Source organism: Citrobacter sp. Cf072 (assembly GCF_030334485.1).
GTDB lineage: Bacteria > Pseudomonadota > Gammaproteobacteria > Enterobacterales > Enterobacteriaceae > Citrobacter > Citrobacter freundii.
Genome location: NZ_JAOWDX010000047.1, coordinates 493425 through 514223, shown reverse-complemented (window position 1 = coordinate 514223; position 20799 = coordinate 493425). Strand labels below are relative to the sequence as shown.

The 20799-nt window shown below is 49.8% G+C and carries 23 protein-coding genes and 3 tRNA genes; 7 read left to right on the top strand and 19 right to left on the bottom strand.

The genetic code is table 11. The features are described 5' to 3' along the window. Positions 1-138: 138 nt before the first annotated feature. The 4 genes from araH to OGX66_RS21195 form a co-directional block, all read right to left on the bottom strand. Positions 139-1125: an L-arabinose ABC transporter permease AraH gene (gene araH / locus OGX66_RS21210; RefSeq protein ID WP_003034609.1), complete on the bottom strand. Its 987-nt coding sequence runs from the start codon at positions 1123-1125 to the stop codon at positions 139-141. A gap of 14 nt (positions 1126-1139) precedes the next feature. Then, entirely contained in the window at positions 1140-2654 is a 1515-nt protein-coding gene (gene araG / locus OGX66_RS21205) for an arabinose ABC transporter ATP-binding protein AraG (RefSeq protein WP_003839135.1), read from the bottom strand. Positions 2655-2769: 115 nt separating this feature from the next. Beyond that, positions 2770-3759: an arabinose ABC transporter substrate-binding protein gene (locus OGX66_RS21200; RefSeq protein WP_003034602.1), complete on the bottom strand. Its 990-nt coding sequence runs from the start codon at positions 3757-3759 to the stop codon at positions 2770-2772. A gap of 316 nt (positions 3760-4075) precedes the next feature. Continuing rightward, positions 4076-4633 (bottom strand): DJ-1/PfpI family protein, encoded by a 558-nt coding sequence (locus OGX66_RS21195; protein ID WP_003844182.1) that lies wholly within the window; start codon positions 4631-4633, stop codon positions 4076-4078. Positions 4634-5186: 553 nt separating this feature from the next. Here OGX66_RS21195 and OGX66_RS21190 point away from each other — a divergent pair. After that, positions 5187-5690 carry a non-heme ferritin-like protein gene (locus tag OGX66_RS21190; RefSeq protein WP_003839130.1) on the top strand — a complete coding sequence of 168 codons (504 nt, stop codon included), beginning with the start codon at positions 5187-5189 and terminating at the stop codon, positions 5688-5690. A 139-nt stretch (positions 5691-5829) separates the two neighbouring features. Here the strand turns inward: OGX66_RS21190 and OGX66_RS21185 are convergent, their stop codons facing one another. Next, positions 5830-6081: a DUF2766 family protein gene (locus OGX66_RS21185; protein WP_003034595.1), complete on the bottom strand. Its 252-nt coding sequence runs from the start codon at positions 6079-6081 to the stop codon at positions 5830-5832. A 130-nt stretch (positions 6082-6211) separates the two neighbouring features. Here OGX66_RS21185 and OGX66_RS21180 point away from each other — a divergent pair, with 130 nt between their 5' ends. After that, positions 6212-7633: an MFS transporter gene (locus OGX66_RS21180; protein WP_088902146.1), complete on the top strand. Its 1422-nt coding sequence runs from the start codon at positions 6212-6214 to the stop codon at positions 7631-7633. Positions 7634-7666: 33 nt separating this feature from the next. On the opposite strand, the gene OGX66_RS21175 is transcribed toward OGX66_RS21180, so the two are convergent. Further along, the gene (locus OGX66_RS21175) at positions 7667-8305 is read right to left on the bottom strand and encodes an RpiB/LacA/LacB family sugar-phosphate isomerase (RefSeq protein ID WP_003034591.1); all 639 of its coding nucleotides are present in this window, start codon (positions 8303-8305) and stop codon (positions 7667-7669) included. A 267-nt stretch (positions 8306-8572) separates the two neighbouring features. Between OGX66_RS21175 and yecR the strand changes: the two genes are divergently transcribed. Together yecR and ftnA are read left to right on the top strand one after the other, a co-directional pair. Beyond that, positions 8573-8908: a YecR family lipoprotein gene (gene yecR, locus OGX66_RS21170; protein ID WP_003034590.1), complete on the top strand. Its 336-nt coding sequence runs from the start codon at positions 8573-8575 to the stop codon at positions 8906-8908. Between the two features lie 194 nt (positions 8909-9102). Next, on the top strand, positions 9103-9600 hold the full coding sequence (ftnA, locus tag OGX66_RS21165; RefSeq protein WP_003034588.1) for a non-heme ferritin: 498 nt from the start codon (positions 9103-9105) through the stop codon (positions 9598-9600). Positions 9601-9645: 45 nt separating this feature from the next. Here ftnA and OGX66_RS21160 read toward each other — a convergent pair whose 3' ends face one another. Then, positions 9646-9885 carry a YecH family metal-binding protein gene (locus tag OGX66_RS21160; RefSeq protein ID WP_044711100.1) on the bottom strand — a complete coding sequence of 80 codons (240 nt, stop codon included), beginning with the start codon at positions 9883-9885 and terminating at the stop codon, positions 9646-9648. A gap of 226 nt (positions 9886-10111) precedes the next feature. On the opposite strand from OGX66_RS21160, the gene tyrP reads away from it, so the two are divergent. Next, entirely contained in the window at positions 10112-11323 is a 1212-nt protein-coding gene (gene tyrP, locus OGX66_RS21155) for a tyrosine transporter TyrP (RefSeq protein WP_136345688.1), read from the top strand. A gap of 26 nt (positions 11324-11349) precedes the next feature. Here tyrP and OGX66_RS21150 read toward each other — a convergent pair whose 3' ends face one another. The 4 genes from OGX66_RS21150 to OGX66_RS21135 form a co-directional block, all read right to left on the bottom strand. Next, positions 11350-12015 carry a YecA/YgfB family protein gene (locus OGX66_RS21150; RefSeq protein WP_044701508.1) on the bottom strand — a complete coding sequence of 222 codons (666 nt, stop codon included), beginning with the start codon at positions 12013-12015 and terminating at the stop codon, positions 11350-11352. Positions 12016-12224: 209 nt separating this feature from the next. Then, positions 12225-12506, bottom strand: coding sequence for a heavy-metal-associated domain-containing protein (locus OGX66_RS21145; RefSeq protein ID WP_286512209.1), 282 nt, complete (start codon positions 12504-12506; stop codon positions 12225-12227). Then, positions 12503-12859: a mercuric transporter MerT family protein gene (locus tag OGX66_RS21140; RefSeq protein WP_016150541.1), complete on the bottom strand. Its 357-nt coding sequence runs from the start codon at positions 12857-12859 to the stop codon at positions 12503-12505. The genes OGX66_RS21145 and OGX66_RS21140 overlap by 4 nt, the downstream gene beginning before the upstream one ends. Beyond that, complete coding sequence (locus OGX66_RS21135) at positions 12837-13979, bottom strand: transglutaminase-like domain-containing protein (RefSeq protein ID WP_270921872.1); 1143 nt, start codon at positions 13977-13979, stop codon at positions 12837-12839. The genes OGX66_RS21140 and OGX66_RS21135 overlap by 23 nt, the downstream gene beginning before the upstream one ends. 331 nt (positions 13980-14310) lie before the next feature. On the opposite strand from OGX66_RS21135, the gene OGX66_RS21130 reads away from it, so the two are divergent. Next, complete coding sequence (locus OGX66_RS21130; protein ID WP_003839115.1) at positions 14311-15336, top strand: patatin-like phospholipase family protein; 1026 nt, start codon at positions 14311-14313, stop codon at positions 15334-15336. Between the two features lie 19 nt (positions 15337-15355). Here the strand turns inward: OGX66_RS21130 and OGX66_RS21125 are convergent, their stop codons facing one another. Together OGX66_RS21125 and OGX66_RS21120 are read right to left on the bottom strand one after the other, a co-directional pair. Further along, positions 15356-15826: an SRPBCC family protein gene (locus OGX66_RS21125; protein WP_003839113.1), complete on the bottom strand. Its 471-nt coding sequence runs from the start codon at positions 15824-15826 to the stop codon at positions 15356-15358. Between the two features lie 13 nt (positions 15827-15839). Beyond that, the gene (locus tag OGX66_RS21120) at positions 15840-16529 is read right to left on the bottom strand and encodes a LolA family protein (protein WP_270921873.1); all 690 of its coding nucleotides are present in this window, start codon (positions 16527-16529) and stop codon (positions 15840-15842) included. Positions 16530-16733: 204 nt separating this feature from the next. Here OGX66_RS21120 and OGX66_RS21115 point away from each other — a divergent pair, with 204 nt between their 5' ends. Further along, positions 16734-17078 (top strand): hypothetical protein, encoded by a 345-nt coding sequence (locus OGX66_RS21115; protein WP_088902142.1) that lies wholly within the window; start codon positions 16734-16736, stop codon positions 17076-17078. Between the two features lie 109 nt (positions 17079-17187). Here the strand turns inward: OGX66_RS21115 and OGX66_RS21110 are convergent. From OGX66_RS21110 to uvrY, 6 genes are all read right to left on the bottom strand, one after another. Then, positions 17188-17274 (bottom strand) — tRNA-Leu (locus tag OGX66_RS21110). Positions 17275-17286: 12 nt separating this feature from the next. Further along, positions 17287-17360: transfer RNA gene (locus tag OGX66_RS21105), tRNA-Cys, on the bottom strand. A 51-nt stretch (positions 17361-17411) separates the two neighbouring features. Continuing rightward, positions 17412-17487, bottom strand: a tRNA-Gly gene (locus OGX66_RS21100). Positions 17488-17638: 151 nt separating this feature from the next. Next, positions 17639-18187 (bottom strand): CDP-diacylglycerol--glycerol-3-phosphate 3-phosphatidyltransferase, encoded by a 549-nt coding sequence (gene pgsA, locus OGX66_RS21095; protein WP_003030490.1) that lies wholly within the window; start codon positions 18185-18187, stop codon positions 17639-17641. A gap of 55 nt (positions 18188-18242) precedes the next feature. Further along, positions 18243-20075, bottom strand: coding sequence for an excinuclease ABC subunit UvrC (gene uvrC, locus OGX66_RS21090; protein ID WP_003030488.1), 1833 nt, complete (start codon positions 20073-20075; stop codon positions 18243-18245). Beyond that, positions 20072-20728, bottom strand: coding sequence for a UvrY/SirA/GacA family response regulator transcription factor (uvrY, locus tag OGX66_RS21085; protein ID WP_003030486.1), 657 nt, complete (start codon positions 20726-20728; stop codon positions 20072-20074). Before uvrY ends, uvrC begins: the two co-directional genes overlap by 4 nt. Positions 20729-20799 lie beyond the last annotated feature (71 nt).

Genomic DNA, 20799 nt, shown 5'->3' with positions numbered 1-20799 from the left:
GATCGCGGCGTATAGATGATGTATGACGGATATAAGTATAGACAGTGTGACCATGCTCGCCATTTGGAAAAACAATCGCCAGCCGGGTAGCGGCTGGCGATGGGCAGAAGCTAGACTAAAAAGTTAGGGTTTAAATCATCAAACGGTACGCTTCGCTTTTTGCTTGTAACGGTCGAAGATCACCGCCGCCAGCAGGATGAGGCCACGTACCACATACTGCGCGAACGGAGAGATATTCAGCAGGTTCATCGCATTCTCAACCGTACCCAGGATCAACACCCCGGCCACCACATATGAGATTTTTCCGATGCCACCTTTAAGCGAAACGCCCCCTAACACGCAGGCTGAAATCACGATCAACTCATAACCAATTGAGGTCATTGGCTGGCCGCTGGTCATACGCGATGCGAGGATAATCCCGGCAATGGCGGATACCAGACCGGAAAGAATAAAGATAATAATCTTGGTACGAACAACCGGAACCCCTGCCAGGCGCGCCGCCTCTTCATTGCCCCCAATGGCCAGCGTATTACGACCAAACGTGGTTTTGTTCAGCAGTAAACCAAAGACAATAAAACAAACGACAGTGATCCAGATAGGCGCAGGCAGACCAAACCAGTTAGCATAACCGAGTGTAAAGAAACGCTCGTCTTCAATCCCGACTGCCTTACCGTCGGAGATAATATAAGCCAGACCACGTACAATCTGCATCGTCGCAAGAGTAGTGATCAGGGCGTTAATTTTTAACCGCGCAATCACGAACCCATTCACCAGGCCACACAGAATACCGAGCAGCAGTCCGGCAGCCACGCCAATCCACAAACTTTCAGTCATGTTAATGACTACGGCAGTGGTAACACCAGCACAAGCAATCACAGATGCGACAGACAGGTCGAAATCACCGGATGCCAAGCAAAACAGCATCCCACACGCGACCATACCCGACATCGATACTGCCAGCCCCAGTCCCTTCATATTGATGAAGGTGGCAAAGTTTGGCACAAACAGGGAACAAACGAGGAACAGCACGGCGAACACCACCAGCATACCGTATTGATCCCAAATGCGGCCCAGATTTAGCGCCGACTTCGCTGCGCCAGAACCCGATGTAGAAACGGAAGACATCATACTCTCCTTATTCAGGCTACAGCCTGGCTGACTTTAGGCATAGCAAGGCTCAACGCCTGGCGCTCATCCGCCTGTTCATGAAGTAACTCACCGGCAATTTCGCCTTCTCTCATCACTACAATACGGTCGGCGACACCGAGCACTTCTGGCAGGTCACTGGAAGCAAACAATACGGCCACACCGCGCGCTGCGAGGGCATAAATCACGTTGTAAATTTCATGCTTGGCGCCTACATCAATGCCGCGTGTAGGCTCATCCAACAAAATCACCTTCATCTCTTCCGATAACCAACGACCGAGGATAGCCTTCTGTTGATTACCGCCGGAGAGATTCATGATCAGTTGCTCTGCACCCGGTGTTTTGATGTTGAGTGAACGAATATGGTGATCGGCATTGGTCTCTTCCCAGCCGTTGTTGATCACGCATCCCCCCAGAACATGCTTACGTCGTGCACTAATGTTGATGTTGTTGCGCACTGAATGGACCGGAATGATCCCTTCGGCTTTGCGATCCTCCGGGCACAGCATCATCCCTGCTTCAATGGCATGGCTTGGTTTACGGATATCGATAGGCTGTTCATCAATAAATACCTGGCCCGCCGTGATACGCGTACCACCGAACAGTCCTTTCATTAATTCGCTACGTCCGGCCCCCACCAGGCCAAACAGCCCGACAATTTCACCGCTTCGCACGGATAAACTGATTGGCGTACGCACGCCCGGGGCTTTTACTTCATGCAACCGCAGACGCTCTGTGCCATACGGTCTGGATTTCCAGCCATAGATATCCCCGAGGTCGCGCCCGACCATCGCCTGCACCAGCGCGTCGTGATCGACCTGCTGCATATCCGTGAACGTTTTGACGTAATGACCATCTTTAAACACAGTGATGGCATCGCTGAGAGCAAAAATCTCCTCCATACGGTGCGAAACGTACAGAATGATGCGTCCTTCGTTGCGCAGCTCACGGATGACACGAAACAGATTCTCAATCTCGCGAGCCGACAGGGAGCTGGTTGGTTCATCAAAGGCGATAATTTTGGCATTTCGCGCCAGCGCTTTTGCAATCTCTACCATCTGCCACTGACCAATGGAGAGGTATTTCAATGGAGTATCGGGATCGATATCCATTCCCAGATGCTTCAGCTGGATTCCTGCTTCATAGTTCAGCAGCGAGCGGTTCACAATCCCGCCTTTGTGCGGTAACTGCCCTAAATAAATATTCTCGGCAACGGTCATTTCCGGGACGAGATGCAGTTCCTGATAAATAATGGCGACGCCGGCGTTGAGCGCGGCAGTGGTATCCGCGAAGGAAACTTCCTGTCCGCGGATCGTCAATGATCCCGTCGTTGGCGCATAGTTACCGCTGAGAATTTTTAAGAGTGTTGATTTCCCGGCGCCATTTTCGCCCATCAGCGCATGCACCTGTCCGGCATAGCAGTCGAAACTGATATCCGTCAGCGCCTTAACGCCGGGGAACGTTTTGCCAATGCCGCGAAATGAGAGATACGGGGTAGACTGTTGCATAACGTCTCCGTGAGTCAGATCTTTATGCCGGAGGGGGGCTTTGCCTCATCCGGCCTTCTGAGGACGCAATTCGTAGGCCGGATAAGACGCGTTGACGTCGCATCCGGCATTTGTGTTACTTACCGCCTAAGCCTTTCTTCGCCAGCTCTTCTTTGAAGTTATCGCGGGTAATCAGCACCACATCCGTCACTTCAGTGAATGCCGGTGGCTCTGCACCTTTCGTTACCCAGTTGTAGAGCATTTCACTGGACTTGTAGCCGTGAACGTCCGGGCTTGGCAGCAGTGAACCGTAGAACCCGGTCGCTTCGCCTTTAGACAGTTCGCTTACTGCGTCAACGCCGTTGATACCAATACCAATTACGTTTGGTGCTTTGAAGCCCTGCCCTTCGGTCGCACGTACGCCGCCCAGCACGGTATTGTCGTTCATACCGACAATCAGCCAGTGTTTGACTTCAGGATGCTGAACCAGCATAGAGTTAGCGGCATCGAATGCGCCGGGGATATCATTTGATTTAGTCGGGACCTGATAGATCTGTTTTTCCGGGAAGCCAGCGGCTTTAAGCGCTTCCATTGAACCAGAAGTACGACGACGTGCGGTATCCAGTTCGTTGGCTGTAATGGCCATTACGGCGGTGGATTTCACATCCCAACCGCGTTTTTGCATCTCCTTGTACAGCTCCTGGCCCTGGCGCTCACCAATTTTGGTTGCCGCCATCATCACCAGCGGTACGGTATCCATCGGTTTACCTTTGGCGTTGGCAAACTGGTCATCGACGGCAATGACTTTCATATCGTAGCCACGCGCCTTAGCCATAATGGCTGGCCCCAGTTTTGGGTCTGGCGTACAAATAACAAACCCTTTTGCTCCACTTGCCGCCAGGCTGTCGATGGCGTTAAGGGTTTTCTCACCATCCGGGACGGCAATTTTAATCACCTCAAAACCAAGGTCTTTACCGGCTTTATCGGCAAATTTCCATTCAGTCTGGAACCACGGTTCTTCCGGCTGTTTGACCAGGAAACCGAGCTTCATGGATTCAGCGATAGCGGATTGTGACATAATGGCCGCCAGACCGATGGCAGCCAGCGCTTTAGTGAATTTGTGCATGGTTAACTCCAGCTTTAACGTTCTTTTTATGTAGGATAAAATCAGACGATTTTTTGTAATTCGGACGTAAAACAAGGCATTACCTTTTATTGATAAGATCAATGCCAGTGCTGAGAGTATTTGTAGCGGGAAATTGATTCTCCATAAGAGAGCGGCATCACACCACAGAATTACAGTAATTGCGTACATAAATTCAGCGGGAAATGACATAAAAAAACGCGGTTTTGTCGACGGGAAAAAAGAGGAATAGCAGATTAGTCCATAACGTCAGCCAACGAATCCTTGTTCCCGAATACCGGAGTATTCGGGAAAATGATTACCATCGGTAATAAATGTGATCAGCGTGATCGCGAACCGGAATATCATCTCCCAATAGACGCGCCGCAAGCGTCAATGCAAAATCGAAAATATGCCCTAACCCTTTACCGCAAATCAGGTTGCCATCTTCCACAATCGGCGCATCGATATATTCCCCATCCGTTACGTTTTGCCACAGATCCCCCGAACACACGTAGCGACGCCCCTTCAGCAGGCCGTTGCCACCCAGCACGCGCGCAGCCGCGGAACACACCGGGCAAATGAGTTTTCCTGCCTCGTCATGGCGAGCGATAAACTGGATGACAGCCTTACTGGCGGCAAGATTAACGCTGCCCTGCGGCCCGCCCGGTAACACAACGGCATCGTAAAGATCCGTCTGACGCGCAGCCAGCGTGCTGTCCGTCACCATCGGCACGTCATGATAGCTCACCACCGCACGGGACTCGGCGCAGGCCAGTGTTTCAACTTCGATCTGCAGGCGGCGCAGAATATCAATGGTAACAATGGCTTCCGCCTCTTCAAAACCAGGTGCCAGTAGCACGGCAACCTTTTTCATACACACTCCTCGATTTTTCCAAATACACCAAACCATAAATGCCGAATCATTCAGGCGCTTAACTTTATTAATTTCCACAAAACTGATCTGGCGCAAAAAATTAGCCAGCAGATAACGTTCACCGACACGTCCCGATAATGAAATTTCTCCATCCCAAGGCCGGATAATCATCCGGTGAGAGACAATACCTGATTGTGAAATTCCATTTCGTGATATGAAACATCATTTCAATATTAATGCTTGGATTTAATCCCATAAATATCAATCTCTTATATTCACACCACTTATATACACAAGCAGAAAAATCACTAATATTGTTATGACAATATGTAAAAAATCATAAATACGCAGATTTAAGGATTTTCTTAAGTCGGAACAGGAGTTATGCTGAATCTCGATCGGGAGCGAATATAATTCGTGATCACTAAAGGACCGGCGGAACGGATTTATTCTGCTAACAGTTTTAATTGTACGTAGAGGTGATGTGTAGCGGCAGCCCGTTGCACTGACGTAAGTAACGTACATCCCCCTTTCTGGAAATAAGGATATTGATATGGCTGCAGTTGGAATTGTTCATAAACTCAACACACAAATGAACCTCGAGTTCTACGCATCGAATCTTTACCTGCATCTCAGTGAATGGTGTTACGAACACAGCCTGACTGGCACCGCAACCTTTCTACGCACTCAGGCACAATGTAACGTGACTCAAATGATGCGTATGTTCAATTTTATGAAAAGCGCCGGGGCTAACCCCATCGTCAAGGCAATTGATGTTCCGGGTGATGAACTAACTTCTCTTGAAGAACTGTTTCAGAAAACGCTGGATGAATACCAACAGCGTTACAGCAAGCTATCACGCTTGACCAATGAAGCAGAAGCCTTGAATGATGCAACAACCATTGATTTTCTTCACGATCTGGAAAAAGAGCAGCAGCAGGATGGCGTGCTGTTACAGACGATTCTTGATGAAGTCCGCAGCGCTAAACGTGCGGGACTGTGCATGGCGCAAACCGATAAGCATCTGCTGAACGTCGTGAACTATCAACATCACTAATCTTCAATTTTCATCATGTTAATGCCGGATAACGATGCGACGCACCTTATCCGGCTGGTGCTTAATTTTCTCTACGCTCACGCCTCTCATTCTGCGAGGCGCAAAAAAACCTTTCTAAAACCTGAAACAACGGTTTATTTTAGTGAGATTCATTCTGCGGCGTGAATTTCAACTCGATCAAGGCAACTGCTTTTTGTATTGCGCGCATAGTAACCGGATCGGCGCCCGCAGGATGGCTGGAGAAATCGATGCTTTTCAGTTGGCTGGACATTTTCTCCCGCACTTCTACTGGGGCAATAACATCAAGAACATCCAGAATCTGCTTGATAACCAGCTGACAGGCAACAACGTCCGAGAGCAGTTCCTGATCGGCATTCAGTGTTTGGGACATAGTGAGCTCCTTATAGAAAGGTCGTCATAGTACCTATTCAACGAACGAAACGATAGCCGCGCATGCATTACGAATGCGCTGGAAAATAAAAATAGATCCAGTCAGTTTCTTTTGAGATGGCAAGCACAACATGAGTGAACATTTAGCGGTTGAGAACAAACGCGGTCTATCCCCGGCTGCATTACTTGTTGCCGGGGCTTTCTTTATGGAGTTTATTGACGGCACGGTGATTGCCACCGCACTGCCCGACATGGCGAAGAGTTTTGCCGTGCAAGCGGTAGACCTGAACATAGGTATCAGCGCCTATCTGATCACCCTCGCGGTGCTGATTCCCGCCAGCGGCTGGATTGCGGATCGCTTCGGCGCCCGAAAGGTGTTTACCCTGGCGCTGGCGATATTTACTCTCGCCTCGGTTTTATGCGGTTTTTCCGAAAGCCTTGAGAGCTTTGTCGCCATGCGAATCTTACAGGGTGTAGGTGGCGCGCTAATGGTTCCGGTTGGCCGACTTGCGGTATTGCGTACCACGCCTAAACATCAGTTGATCACCGCTATTGCGACCCTGACCTGGCCCGCGTTAGTCGCCCCCATCATTGGCCCTCCCCTTGGCGGATTCATTACCAGCTATGCCAACTGGCGTTGGATCTTCTTCATCAATGTACCGCTCGGGATACTGGCGATTGCGCTGGCGCTACGTTTTATCCCGGATATTCATGACAACGAGCGCCGCCCATTTGATATAACGGGATTTATCGCAACCTCTGTTGCGATGGTAAGCCTGGTGTATGCCATGGAGTTACTGGGAACCCAACAGCCTCAGGGCTGGCTGACCGCCGGACTTTTGGCGCTAGGAACAGTGACATTTCTGTTTGCCCTGCATCATTTTCGTCGCGCCGCATGGCCAATGATTCGCCTTGATGCCATGAACGTCCCTACTTTTCGCGTCACCATGTATGGCGGATCGCTGTTTCGTGCCTCTATCAGCGCCGTGCCGTTTCTGCTGCCGTTAATGTTTCAGGTAGGTTTTGGCATGAACGCTTTTCACGCGGGTTCGCTGGTGCTGGCGGTATTTGTGGGCAATCTGACGATTAAACCGGCCACCACACCGTTGATACGTTGGCTGGGCTTTAAGAAACTGCTGTTGATTAACGGTGCGCTTAACGTTCTGGCGCTGCTGGCCTGTGCATTAATTACGCCGCAGACTCCCGTGTGGGTTATTTTGCTGGTGTTGTATCTGGGCGGTGTGTTCCGCTCAATTCAGTTTACCGGCGTCAGCACGCTTGCCTTCGCGGACGTCCCCGCGGCACAAATGAGCTACGCTAATACGCTGTTCAGTACAGCGACACAATTAGCGGTAGGATTGGGCATTTCTTTAGCCGCTATTGGGATCCGCATTGGCGATGTGGTGAGTGAAAGGCTGGCATTGGGCAATATTCCAGGGATCAGTTTCCGGCTGGCCTTTGTCGCTATTGCCATTATTTGTCTGGTAGGTATGGTGGATTCGCTGCGACTCACCCGTGATGCAGGAAGTGCAGTATCGAACAAGAACAAGTAGCCCGGAGGGTGAACGCTGCCGGGCCAACAGGATTTAGCCAATTACCTCGCGTACAAACGCTTCGATTGCTTTGTCCTGGCAGTTTTCAAAGAAGCACTGCTGGAAGCGCGGGCCCGATACAGCGGTTTTCACCAGCTCAGGATCGATAGCGCGCAGCGTGTCCAGATAATTTTCTTTTACTACAGCCGCTTTCACCTGATTCAGAATACCGGCGTTACGCACCTGCGGCTCTTTACGCTCCGGTGGGTAGCCTTCGCCGTTACGCCCGGTGAACGCTTTTTCAAACATATAGCGCACATTCAGCTCAGCACCCCAGCCAAAACCTTTGGCGAATGCCAGAGAAAGCGCGTTGCCGTTGTTGATCTGAGAGAACAAGAACGCATCTGCAGGATCGAGGCAATAACCACACACCACACCCGGATGGATATTCAGTGACATCATTGCCCCCTGGCCCGTGCCGCAACCGGTGACCACGAAATCAACCGCTTTGGAATTAAGCAGGATGCTGGCCATAATTCCTAAATGGATGTAGGTCAGATGATGATCATTTTCATCGCTCATCCCAACGTTATAGACCGGAAAACCTTTCTCATCCGCAACGGCTTTAAGCTCGTTATGGATGATGGCGTTTTTGCTTGCCTGGCTGTTTTCCATCATCAATGCAATTTTCATTCTGTACTCTCCTGAATGCGCTGCGGTAGCCCGCTGAAAGTCATAACATTCAGCCACATTACTATTTTGCAATCACACTTTCAAATTTAATGAAATTTAGTTTTAAAAAACAAAGTTGCGCTCACATTCTTGTCTGAACAGTTCAGAATTGCCTCAAACGAATGACCTCGTTGTGATTAATCACAGGTGATCTTCGGGCTATTCAAGCCATTGATGAGGGCCTCTGTATGCCATGATAGTGTATCTTCGAACTTTCAGAGCGATCTCATGAAGACCTTTATCCTAGCGCTTTTGCCGCTCGTGCTGACAGGATGCACAATTACAAAACAGGCGCAGGTCAGCGAAGCCAGCGCCATCACTGGTGTGGTTCGCCTGACTTATAATCAGGCCATGTTACAAACAGCACGTACCGATGACTACGTTACCCAAGGGACAGCCACCAAAGAGTGTCAGCGCCTGGGCTATGCCAGCGCTGAAGCGTTTGGTCAGCCGGTGTCAACCTGCAGCGTATATGCAGGCTCTCTGTGCTTAAATACCAAAATTACACTCGCCTGGCAGTGTCATGGTGTCGCAGTATCGCAATCCCCCTCATTCAATTATTAATATTTCCGACCAGCACATTTTTGCTGGTCTTTTAGCACTTTATTATTTATATCCCCCGCTTAATATCGTTAATGCGTTTTATTCCCATTCGCATTTTTAATAAATAAATTTATTATTTTACCTTTTGCAAATAATTAAATAACAAATTATAGTGACGCCACGTCAATATATAATAATGTTTGTGGAGCAGAACCATGCTGAAAACAGAAATGATCGACCAACTGAATGAGCAAATGAATCTTGAATTATATTCATCTCTGCTCTACCAACAGATGAGCGCGTGGTGCAGCTATCACAGCTTCGAAGGTGCCGCCGCGTTTTTGCGCCGTCACGCTCAGGAAGAGATGACGCACATGCAGCGTCTGTTCGATTACCTGACCGATACCGGCAGCTTGCCGCGTATTAATACCGTTTCTTCCCCTTTTGCTGAATATGCGTCTCTGGATGAACTGTTCCGTGTCACTTACGAACACGAGCAGCTGATCACCCAGAAAATTAATGAGCTGGCACACGCGGCAATGACCCACCAGGATTATCCAACCTTTAATTTCCTGCAATGGTATGTTGCCGAGCAGCATGAAGAAGAGAAATTATTTAAATCTGTTATTGATAAGCTGTCGCTGGCAGGGAAAAGCGGCGAAGGTCTTTATTTCATCGATAAAGAACTGGCTACGCTTGATACGCAGAATTAATATTTTGGGGTAATGAAGGCAACCCGCCATCATTACCCATTAAAATCAGTGACGGCAGATCTTGCTTTCGTGCGTAGAGAAGCCGTCTTCTTTTGCAATAAACTTTCCCTTCGCCGCTAAAAACGCCACCAGCTCGCCTGCCGTCATATCTGACGCGGAACAAGTGTGAAAACGCGCCTGCTCGCCGAAACGTGCCGTAATCGCCGCTTCAAGGCTGGCATTTGAATACTGCTCGCCAGATTCAATCATCATGTTGAGCACTTCGTGACCGTGAATAGATTCCATACTACCTCCTCAATAAAGACCGTAGCCTAATGTGAACCGCACGGCGCTGCTTTGCGCTAACGCAGGTTTATCCGCAGATAAATGTCATTTGTTATACATCTTAATGGTCAAAAACATCGTAAACATTAATGTACAACCATTGTAACGGCGATTTGACGAACATAGCGTTTTGCCTTAACCTGCGCCGCAGATATAACCGTTGATTATCTCTGGGACAGAGGAAAGCGTGAAAAACAGAACCCTGGGTAGTATTTTTATCGTGGCGGGAACCACGATTGGTGCCGGTATGTTGGCAATGCCGTTGGCTGCGGCAGGCGTGGGGTTTAGCGTCACGTTGGTATTGTTAGTCAGTCTTTGGGCGTTGATGTGCTACACCGCGCTGCTGCTGCTTGAAGTATATCAACATGTCCCGGCAGACACCGGGCTGGGTACACTGGCAAAACGTTATCTTGGTCGTTACGGACAATGGTTAACGGGCTTTAGCATGATGTTTTTAATGTATGCCCTGACGGCGGCGTACATCAGTGGTGCAGGTGAACTGCTGGCCTCCAGCATCAGCGACTGGACCGGAACAAATATATCTCCGACAACAGGCGTACTGCTGTTCACCTTTGTTGCCGGTGGCGTGGTTTGTGTTGGGACCTCGCTGGTTGATCTGTTCAACCGTCTGCTATTCAGCGCCAAGATAATCTTCCTGGTAGCGATGCTGGCTCTGTTAATGCCGCATATCCATAAAGTGAACCTGCTTACGCTGCCGCTGCAACAGGGGCTGGCGCTCTCCGCAATCCCGGTCATCTTCACCTCGTTCGGTTTTCACGGCAGTGTTCCCAGTATCGTCAGCTATATGAACGGTAACATCCGTAAACTGCGTTGGGTGTTTATTACGGGTAGCGCTATTCCACTGGTCGCCTATATCTTCTGGCAACTGGCGACGCTTGGCAGCATTAACTCGACAACGTTCATGGGGCTTTTAGCCAACCACGCAGGCTTAAACGGCTTATTGCAGGCATTGCGTGAAGTCGTGGCTTCGCCGCACGTCGAACTGGCGGTACATCTGTTTGCCGACCTCGCGCTGGCAACCTCTTTCCTCGGCGTTGCATTGGGATTATTTGACTACCTGGCTGACCTCTTCCAGCGCCGCAATACCGTAGCGGGAAGAATGCAAACCGGCGTGGTGACCTTCCTGCCGCCGCTGGCATTCGCGCTGTTCTATCCGCGTGGTTTTGTCATGGCATTAGGGTATGCGGGCGTTGCCCTGGCGGTGCTGGCGCTGCTCATTCCCTCGATGCTGGCCTGGCAGAGCAGAAAACATAATCCGCAGCCCAACTACCGCGTAGCCGGCGGTGCTCCGGCGCTGGCACTGGTATTTTTGTGCGGCATTGTGGTGATAGCAGTACAGTTTTCTATTGCAGCAGGATTACTACCAGAAGTAGGTTAAAACAAAGGGGCTTTCGCCCCTTTCTGTTAATGCAAACAGCACTGCTTATATTTCTTGCCGCTGCCACAGGGGCAAGGGTCATTGCGCCCTACTTTGGCATCCACTTTCACCGGTACTTTGACCGGCGTTTCCTGAGGATGCGCCATCCAGTAAGCATGCAGATCCAGCGCAGCCAGGCGGATGGCATCGACGCTCTCTTCAAACGCCTCAGGTGTCAATTTCTCAACCACCGCAAAGTTCTCTTCCGTACCGTGCAGCGCAATAGCCTCAAGTGCTGGTTTTAACGTGTCCGGTAACGCGGACCAGTCTGACAGTGCAACGCCGCGCATATAACCAAAGCACCACTCTTCAACGATGGTCAGTTCATGATCGTCAATTTCACGCAAACCAAACAACGGCTCAAACTGCTCAGGATATTCATCCAGACGATCGGCCGTATCCGCCATATGTTGAAACGCCAGGTTCATGAAACGCGTCATTTCTTTTTCGGAGGACCAGCGAGGGACATACTGCGCGCCCCCCCAAATAGCGACCAGCCACTGCTCTGGTTCAATTTCATACGGTGAACTCAGCACCGCCGTCAGCAAACCATCCAGTTCTGACACATCCAGAATAGCCTTGTCTGTATTGTACTTAGTCAGTACATCATCCAGCCATTCCAGTTCGCTCTCGTTTAATGGTCCCGTTTTCATAACGCTTTTCCTTAGTCAAAAAATCTTGCCTGTGATCATCCTACATGGCTGGAGGGATAACAGATACAAATGGGCATATGCGGCATACAGTAGCCGCCTGTTCAGGTTAACAGGAAACGAGGGGAATTCCGGAAGTTAACGCACAAAAGAGAACACGAAGCCGCCGAGCATCATACCGGGAAAACACAATAAAACCACCCGCAGGTGATTTACTGTTGTTCAATGCGGTTGAGCGTTGCGGTATAGCCCGTTTTCGCTACCGCATTAAGTAAAGTATCAGTTGGGAAACCTTCTGGCACAATCGCTTCTGCTTGTCGGGTTTTTAGGGAGGACTTTGCTTTAATCACGCCGTCGGTTTCACGTAGCGCCTGATTGACCGAAATAACGCATAGCGAGCAGGTCATATTTTGTATATCCAGCACCACTTTTTGATTGGTCGCCAGAGCCCACAGCGGCAGCAACAAGCATGCAACTAATGTGAAGATTTTCATTCAAATACCTCATAAAACCAGGCAACGAGCGTTGGATAAAATAGCACCGGCAAAATCAACGCCAGCGCGCACCAGTAGAGAACGCGCGCTTGCTTCAGAGTTAGCCACCCGGAGCACCACAGCCGCCTGGAGAAATAGAGCCGCCAGAAAACATGCAATAATAAGCCCAATGACACCAGCATCAAGGGAATTCGCAAAAACTCAAACTGGGTGAAAACAGCAAAGCTCGCCGCCGAAATACCAAACAGCAGGTAGAGCAGCGGTCCAACGCAGCATAAGCCCGCGGTGACGGCAGCTACCGCAGCCGTCAACAGGGTGAGTCCCGCCCCTTTAGCGTTGTTCTGTGGCGACATAGCTGTAGGAGAACGCTTTAGGATCGTAGAAATTGATCGGATCGCCATCGACTTCAGCGTAAGGATAGCCAAAGTTGTTCATGGCTCCCTGCTCCGTTGCCGGATACAGCTCGAAATCACGCCCGTAGTTGAATCCAACCCAGTTCATTTCCCAGTTACCAAACAGGTAAGTGTTTACCGCCTGGACATCGGCGTCCTGATGCGATTTTTTCTCTGCAAGACGCATTTTGGTCACATCAGCAGGATCGCAAGGTAACCAACCGTAACCGGCCAGATAGAACTCGGCACGACAATGTTGCCCACCGCTCACATCAGCAACGCCTGCGCTGTCTGCTTTGCCAAAAGCACTTTTCGAGTAACGTTCGAGCTTATTGGCTTTGCCCAGACGGATACCAAACAGTTCGCGCGCCGGAATGCCGCTGGCCCGCGCCAGAGCCACAAAAACGGAGCTCATGTCGGTGCATTTTCCTTTGAGCTTACCGCTTTTTAAGATCTCCGCTACATCCCCCGTGCCGCAGCCGATAACGTCGTTATCGCGCTCCATATGGCTACTCACCCACTCGTAAATCAGGCGTGCTTTTTTCAGCGGATCCTGCTCATTACCGGTGATTTTACGTGCGGTTTCCAGAACCAGCCCATCAACTGGGGTATGTGCTGTCGGCAAAAGGTACGGTTTTACATCCAGCGGGTAAATAATCTGCTCCGGCGCTTGCCAGGTTTTCAACGCGTCCTGCTTCAGCGGTTCCCAGTCGGCGGTTTCAATGTCGATATCAACGTTCATCAACAGTTCGCCCTGCGAGTCAGGCCAGGTGGCAAACAGCGTTTTCGCGCCATAAGTATTATTAGTGGTGACATACGCTTGCTTATAGTTTCCGCTAAAGGCAAGCGCCGTCATTTGTTGAAACGCGGTATCTACAGGAAGCGGGATCCACAGTTTCACTACACCGTTCGAGCCCTTAGGAGGGTTAAGTTTATAGGTCTGGGATAACACAAAGCGCCGACGCGCGACTGGTGCAACGGATGGCTCAGCGGCGTGAACCGTCTGACTAATAACCGCAGGACCGACTAAACCGGCGGCCGAAAGGAGAACGCTATTTTTGAGAAATTGTCGACGTTGCATTGCTGTCTGTCCATGTTGTAAGAGTTGAGCTACGGCTAAGAAGGTAAAAACCGTATACGATCATCACAGCAGACAGACGCTGACATAAAAAGGTGAGCCGATGGAGGTTATTCATCAATAACAGACCTGTTAACTGTGAATGAAATAAGATACTACAAGGTCGCTATTAAGCCATTTACAGGCAAAAAAGTACAGCAGTGAGCGGATATCAATCTGCCAGCCCCCTTCTTATGAAACAAACTCAGCGTAAATCCTGTCTATATTTAACTGCAGCCATAGCGGAAACAACCCTACCCCTAAATCCCGTTTCTTATCTTTGGAGGACATAAAAATGGCAATGAGAATACTGTCTATCGATGGTGGCGGGATCAGAGGCATCCTTCCGGGTATGCTACTTGTGGCACTGGAGAAGAAATTGCAGGATATATCACAAAATCCTGCCGCCAGAATTGCGGATTACTTCGATCTCGTTGCCGGTACCAGTACCGGGGCCATTCTGTGTTCTGCTTACGTTTGCCCTGATGCGAAAGGAAAGCCCAAGTTCTCCGCTCAGGAAGCCGTCAATTTCTATCTTCAGGATGGGGATGAAATTTTTGATGTCGGCGTCTGGAAAACAATCAGTTCACTGGGTGGTGCTAGCGATGAAAAATATTCTGCAAAGGAGCTGGAGAGGGTATTAAAAACAGCATTTGGTGAAACAAAAATCAGTGAATTATTAAGACCAACCTGCTTTGTTTCTTATGACGTGAGCAGTCGTCTTCCTGTTATTTTCAAACAACACTCCGCCCTCGCCAAGAATCGGGACTTCCTGGTCAGGGATGCTTTACGGGGTACCTCAGCAGCTCCCACCTATTTCGAGGCAGCGCGTATTTATTCATTACCCCCGGTACCCGAAAAATTTGTCCTGGTTGATGGCGGTGTGGTGGCAAACGACCCGGCACTCTGCGCCTATTCCGAAGCGATTAAATTCAGTAATGTCGCTGGCATTAAGGATATGATTATTGTCTCACTGGGCACCGGCAAGAAATTGCAGGGGTATTCTTATTCCGAAGTTAAGGACTGGGGCCCCTTTGGCTGGGCAAAACCAGCTATTGATATCGCGCTAGAGGGGGGGCCACAGATGACCGCGTATTATCTGCAACAAATTGCCTCAACGGTAAAAAACTCTAAATACTACAGAATTCAGCCTGAACTATACGGCGCCGATCCAACGCTGGATAACGCATCGCGTGAAAACTTAGAACTTCTGCGCAAGGCAGGCCTACAAAATGCCGCCGTGTATGATAAGAAATTGACTGAGATCGCTAAGTTATTAATCAGTAGTGGAGGCAATTTTAAATATCAGGACGCTAATTAATCCTCAACGCTGACTGAACTCAAAATATATGTACATTCGTTGCCAGCTTACGGGCTAACCCTCTGGCCCCTTCGCGCATGACCGTATCGTGATTCCAGCGAAAAACGGGTGCCGCCAGCGGGGCCAGGTAATTCATCCAACGAATCGTGGTGCGAACATTCCAGTCATATCTGACGATGGTCTCAGCGCCACTGGCAGAAAAATACCACACACCTCGCCCTTCTACCGCCCCACTGGCTTGTCCCTCAAGCAGCGAGCAAGGCAGAATATTTAACACGTTGATGTCAAAGGTTAAGCGATAGGGAAGCGCTCCTTTCCAGGTATAACGATGCAGCGCCCCAATGCCCTGTACATCACCTTTTTTAATTTCAACAATGCGTTCCAGACTTTCCCACCATTCAGGCCACTGATCGGGATGAGAAAAAACATCCCATACCTCCTGAATAGAAGCCTCAACCCGCCAGACGGTGGAAAACTGATAGTCAGCCATAATACAGCCTCCTTCAGGGTGAGAAGAAATTGGCAGGAAAACGGATATTAATGACAAAAGCATCCAGAAGCACAGTTTCTAATCGCTGCCCATCTGGCGCATAGCTGATCACTTTGGCAGGGAGTCCGTGATAATTATCCAGCCAGACGTCATAGCGGTGAACACCATCAACCACCATTGTTCCAGGCCCAACCACAGATACGTGCGTCGTCGCCCGTCCTGCAAGGTTTTCCTTACCAACAGTGGTCATTGTCCCTTCGCGTTGCAGATGACGAATATTGCCCAACAACACGCCGATATCAGAGTGATCCACCCGATGACCACGCTCATCCTGGATCAATGAATTAGTAGGCGACAGGTGCAAAATGGGCAAAGAACCCACACCAAATGGCCATAACGTCACTTTACCGCTGACAGGATTAAAGATAAGCACCGCTCCTGAATGCGGTTGGGTAAAATCCATCCGCACATACCCAGGCTTTTGAAAGCTATAGCCAATAATTTTGCTTTCATCGGATGGCGACGAAGAGCGCATCATGACCTGATAAGATGTCAGGTTATTAAATGACTGTTGAGAAAATGCGATGGGATCCATAGACCAGGCATTCTGCGAAAAGATATTCCCTTTTTCCACCGAATATGCTGCACAACTAAAGGTGAGCAATGCTGCGAACATGACTATCGGAGAAGATGAAATGTTCATAGCTGCCCCCTGAACCAGCGCGATTGGCAAACAGGAGTTATCACCTGCCGACTGTTTTTATTATAGTTCTTAACTGCGCGGCACTACTCTTCCGGCCCCTCAGACTCAGTATGGACAGCAGGTTTAAATTATTGGTTTTCTTTTCAGTTGAGATGACAACATAAAGCTATACTTTAATAGCCATACTTTTAATAGGTATTAATCATGAAACTGCCATCGGTATTTTCATGCACCGTTCTCATATTACTGCTGCTGTCGTCATCTTCTGCCACATCCAGCACGTTACAAAACCAGGCCGTCAGAGAGCAAGAGTTAAGCGCGGCACTTCAAGCCGGTAATGGCGTGATCATCATTGGCGGGACAGATGATTTCGTTTTCACGTTCAGGGCACGAAACCGAATCCACAGACACCTGGCGATACAGGATGGCTTTGGCGATCCCATCCTGATGAATGGTTTCCAGGACCACAACTATAATCCCGCCCGCGATGGTTTTATCAACAACCCTGCCCGAGGGGGCTTTTTGTTTAACGCGCCGATTCGGCGATAGATTGATGTGCAATAGTGAGTTCTATGCTTGTAAAAAACAGGCACAAAAAAACCACCCGTAGGTGGTTTCACGACACTGCTTATTGCTTTGATTATTCTGTTCTTTCCCATGGTACCCGGAGTGGGACTTGAACCCACACAGCGCGAACGCCGAGGGATTTTAAATCCCTTGTGTCTACCGATTCCACCATCCGGGCTCGGGAAGAAATTGGAGGCGCGTTCCGGAGTCGAACCGGACTAGACGGATTTGCAATCCGCTACATAACCGCTTTGCTAACGCGCCGAAATCTTCTGGCTTTTCAGCCGACATCCGCTATTGCCGATGTCTCTAATTTGGAGCGGGAAACGAGACTCGAACTCGCGACCCCGACCTTGGCAAGGTCGTGCTCTACCAACTGAGCTATTCCCGCATCACCAAGTAACTTTGTTAATCACTTGATTTTGTTATCGTCTGGCAATCAGTGCTGCCGTTCGATGCGTTGCATTCTACTTACCTGACGCAATGAGTCAACGATATTTTTCACCACTAACGATCGTTTGCTGAAATTTGCGTCGAAACGATCACTGATCAAGCAAATCTCCACGTGCAGCGCTCAAATACTGGAACATTGACCACAAAGTCAGTATCGCGGCGACGAAGAAAAGTGCGATCCCAGCATACTCAACCCAGATATTTGGACGCCACAGCAGCCAGGCCAGTGCAGCCATTTGTGAAGTGGTTTTCACTTTACCAATCCAGGATACGGCTACGCTGCTGCGTTTACCCAGTTCGGCCATCCATTCACGTAGTGCAGAGATGATGATTTCACGCGCAATCATTGTTGCAGCGGGGAGCGTCACCCACCAGCTGTGGTAATGCTCTGTCACCAGTACCATCGCAATAGCTACCAGCACTTTATCAGCGACCGGATCGAGGAAGGCGCCAAAACGCGTGCTTTGGTTCCAGCGGCGAGCCAGAAAACCGTCAAACCAGTCTGTGACCGCTGCGATACAGAAGATCAGCGCACAAACAAAGGGAGCCCAGGTGAATGGCAGGTAAAAAGCCAATACAAAGAATGGGATCAGGATGACGCGAAACAGCGTGAGCAACGTAGGGATATTAAATTGCATATGACGGATAACTATCTGTTGTCAGTGAAATTACCCCTATGTTGCTACAGAGGGCCTAATGTTTCAACGAGTAGAAGATCTTTTCTGCCAGAGCTTGCGAAATACCCGGCACTTTTGCAATTTCTTCGATACTTGCATTACGAAGACCTTGCAAACCTCCCATATATTTCAACAACATCTGGCGACGCTTCGGCCCGACACCTTCGATGGTCTCAAGCGTGCTGGTACTTTTCACTTTCGCCCGCTTTTTACGATGCCCGCTAATCGCATGATCGTGAGATTCATCGCGGATATGCTGGATAACGTGTAATGCAGGCGAATCCGGCGGCAGACTAAAGCCCTCACCTTCCGGCTCAAAGAACAGTGTTTCCAGACCGGCTTTACGATCGGCCCCTTTTGCCACCCCCAGCAAGAGTGGGTGCTGTTTGTCCCAGGGAACGTCCAGTTCAGCAAAAACGGCTTTCGCCTGCCCTAACTGACCTTTACCGCCGTCGATCAATATGACGTCCGGAATCTTACTTTCTTCAATCGCCTTACCATAACGCCGACGTAAAACCTGATTCATCGCCGCATAATCATCACCCGGCGTAATGCCGGTAATATTGTAACGCCGATATTCTGCACGCAGCGGGCCATTGGCATCAAAAACCACGCAGGAGGCTACCGTCTGCTCCCCCATCGTATGGCTAATGTCGAAGCACTCCATACGCTTCACCGCAGGTAACTTCAATACGGAGGCCAGCGCCGTCAGACGTTGCGTAATCGTCGACTGCTGAGAAAGTTTCGTGGTGAGCGCCACTGCCGCGTTGGTCCGCGCCAGCTTCAGATAACGCGCGCGATCCCCTCGCGGTTTCGTCTGCACGTTAATCTTCCGTCCGGCCAGTTCAGACAGAGAGTCTGCCAGCAGGGTTTTATCGCTAAGATTGAAATCGAGCAGGATCTCCCCGGGTAAGGTACGCATCTGGCTCCCCTGCAGATAAAACTGCCCGACAAAGGTTTCGACGACCTCGCCGAGTTCCGTACCACCGGGTACTTTAGGGAAATAGCTGCGGCTGCCCAGCACTTTACCCTGGCGAATAAACAGAACGTGCACACAGGCCATGCCGGCGTCAAACGCCACGCCAATGACGTCCAGATCGTCTCCGGTGTTAGAGACAAACTGTTTTTCGGTCACGCGGCGTACGGCCTGGATTTGGTCACGAATTCGCGCAGCCTCTTCAAATTCGAGATTTTGGCTGGCCTTTTCCATGCGGGTGATCAGCTGTGTTAATACCTGATCGTCTTTTCCGGACAGGAACAGACGAACATACTCGACTTGCTGAGCATACTCTTCCTCGCTCACCAGACCCGCGACACACGGGCCGAGACAGCGGCCAATCTGATATTGCAGACAAGGTCGAGAACGGTTGCGATAAACGCTGTTTTCGCACTGGCGGATAGGGAATATTTTCTGCAACAGCGCCAACGTTTCACGCACCGCATAACCGTTAGGGAACGGTCCAAAGTACTCGCCTTTGGCATGCTTTGCCCCACGATGCATCGCCAGACGCGGGTGGGTATCGCCGCTAAGGAATATAAAGGGGTAGGATTTATCATCACGCAGCAATACGTTATAACGCGGCTGATATAGCTTGATGTAGTTGTGCTCAAGCAATAACGCTTCGGTTTCAGTATGCGTTACCGTGACATCAATCTGCTGGATTTGCGCGACCAGCGCTTCGGTCTTGCGTGACGCAAGATTACTACGGAAGTAGCTGGAAAGCCTTTTTTTCAGGTCTTTCGCTTTCCCGACATAGATAACCGTTCCGGCGGTATCATACATACGATAGACGCCGGGCTGGCTGGTCACGGTTTTCAGGAACGCTTTGGCATCAAACTGATCTGTCACTGGCTTGCTAATGTCTCCGCATTACACAGGCCATGGCGAATTGCCAGGTGAGTCAGCTCTACATCGCCATGAATGTTTAATTTACTGAACATTCGATAGCGATAGCTGTTCACCGTTTTAGGACTAAGATTCAGTTGCTCTGAGATCTCATTAACCTTCTGACCTTTGGTGATCATCAGCATAATCTGCAACTCGCGTTCAGACAAACTGGCAAACGGGGTTTCCGTTTTCTCAGGCTCAATCTGGCTGAGCGCCATTTGCTGAGCGATATCGGAGGCAATGTACCGTTGCCCGGAAAAAACCGAACGAATCGCACTCACTACTTCCTGGGGGGCAGCGCCTTTGCTGAGATACCCTGCGGCCCCTGCCTGCATAACTTTTGCAGGTAATGGGTTTTCGGTGTGTACCGTCAACATGATCACTTTAATGTCTGCCGTGGAACGCGCAATTTTGCGGGTTGCTTCCAGACCGCCAATACCGGGCATATTCATATCCATCAGCACAACATCAACGGAATTTGAGCGGCACCATTTTACCGCATCTTCACCGCAGCACGCTTCGCCGACAACTTTTATGCCTTTTATATCTTCCAGAATGCGTCGTATCCCTGCGCGCACCAGTTCGTGGTCATCAACAAGAAAAACGTTGATCAAAGGAATATCTCCAGAATAGGGATAACGCTACCGATAGTTAATCGGTCCTATGTTAACGGGTTTTATCTCAA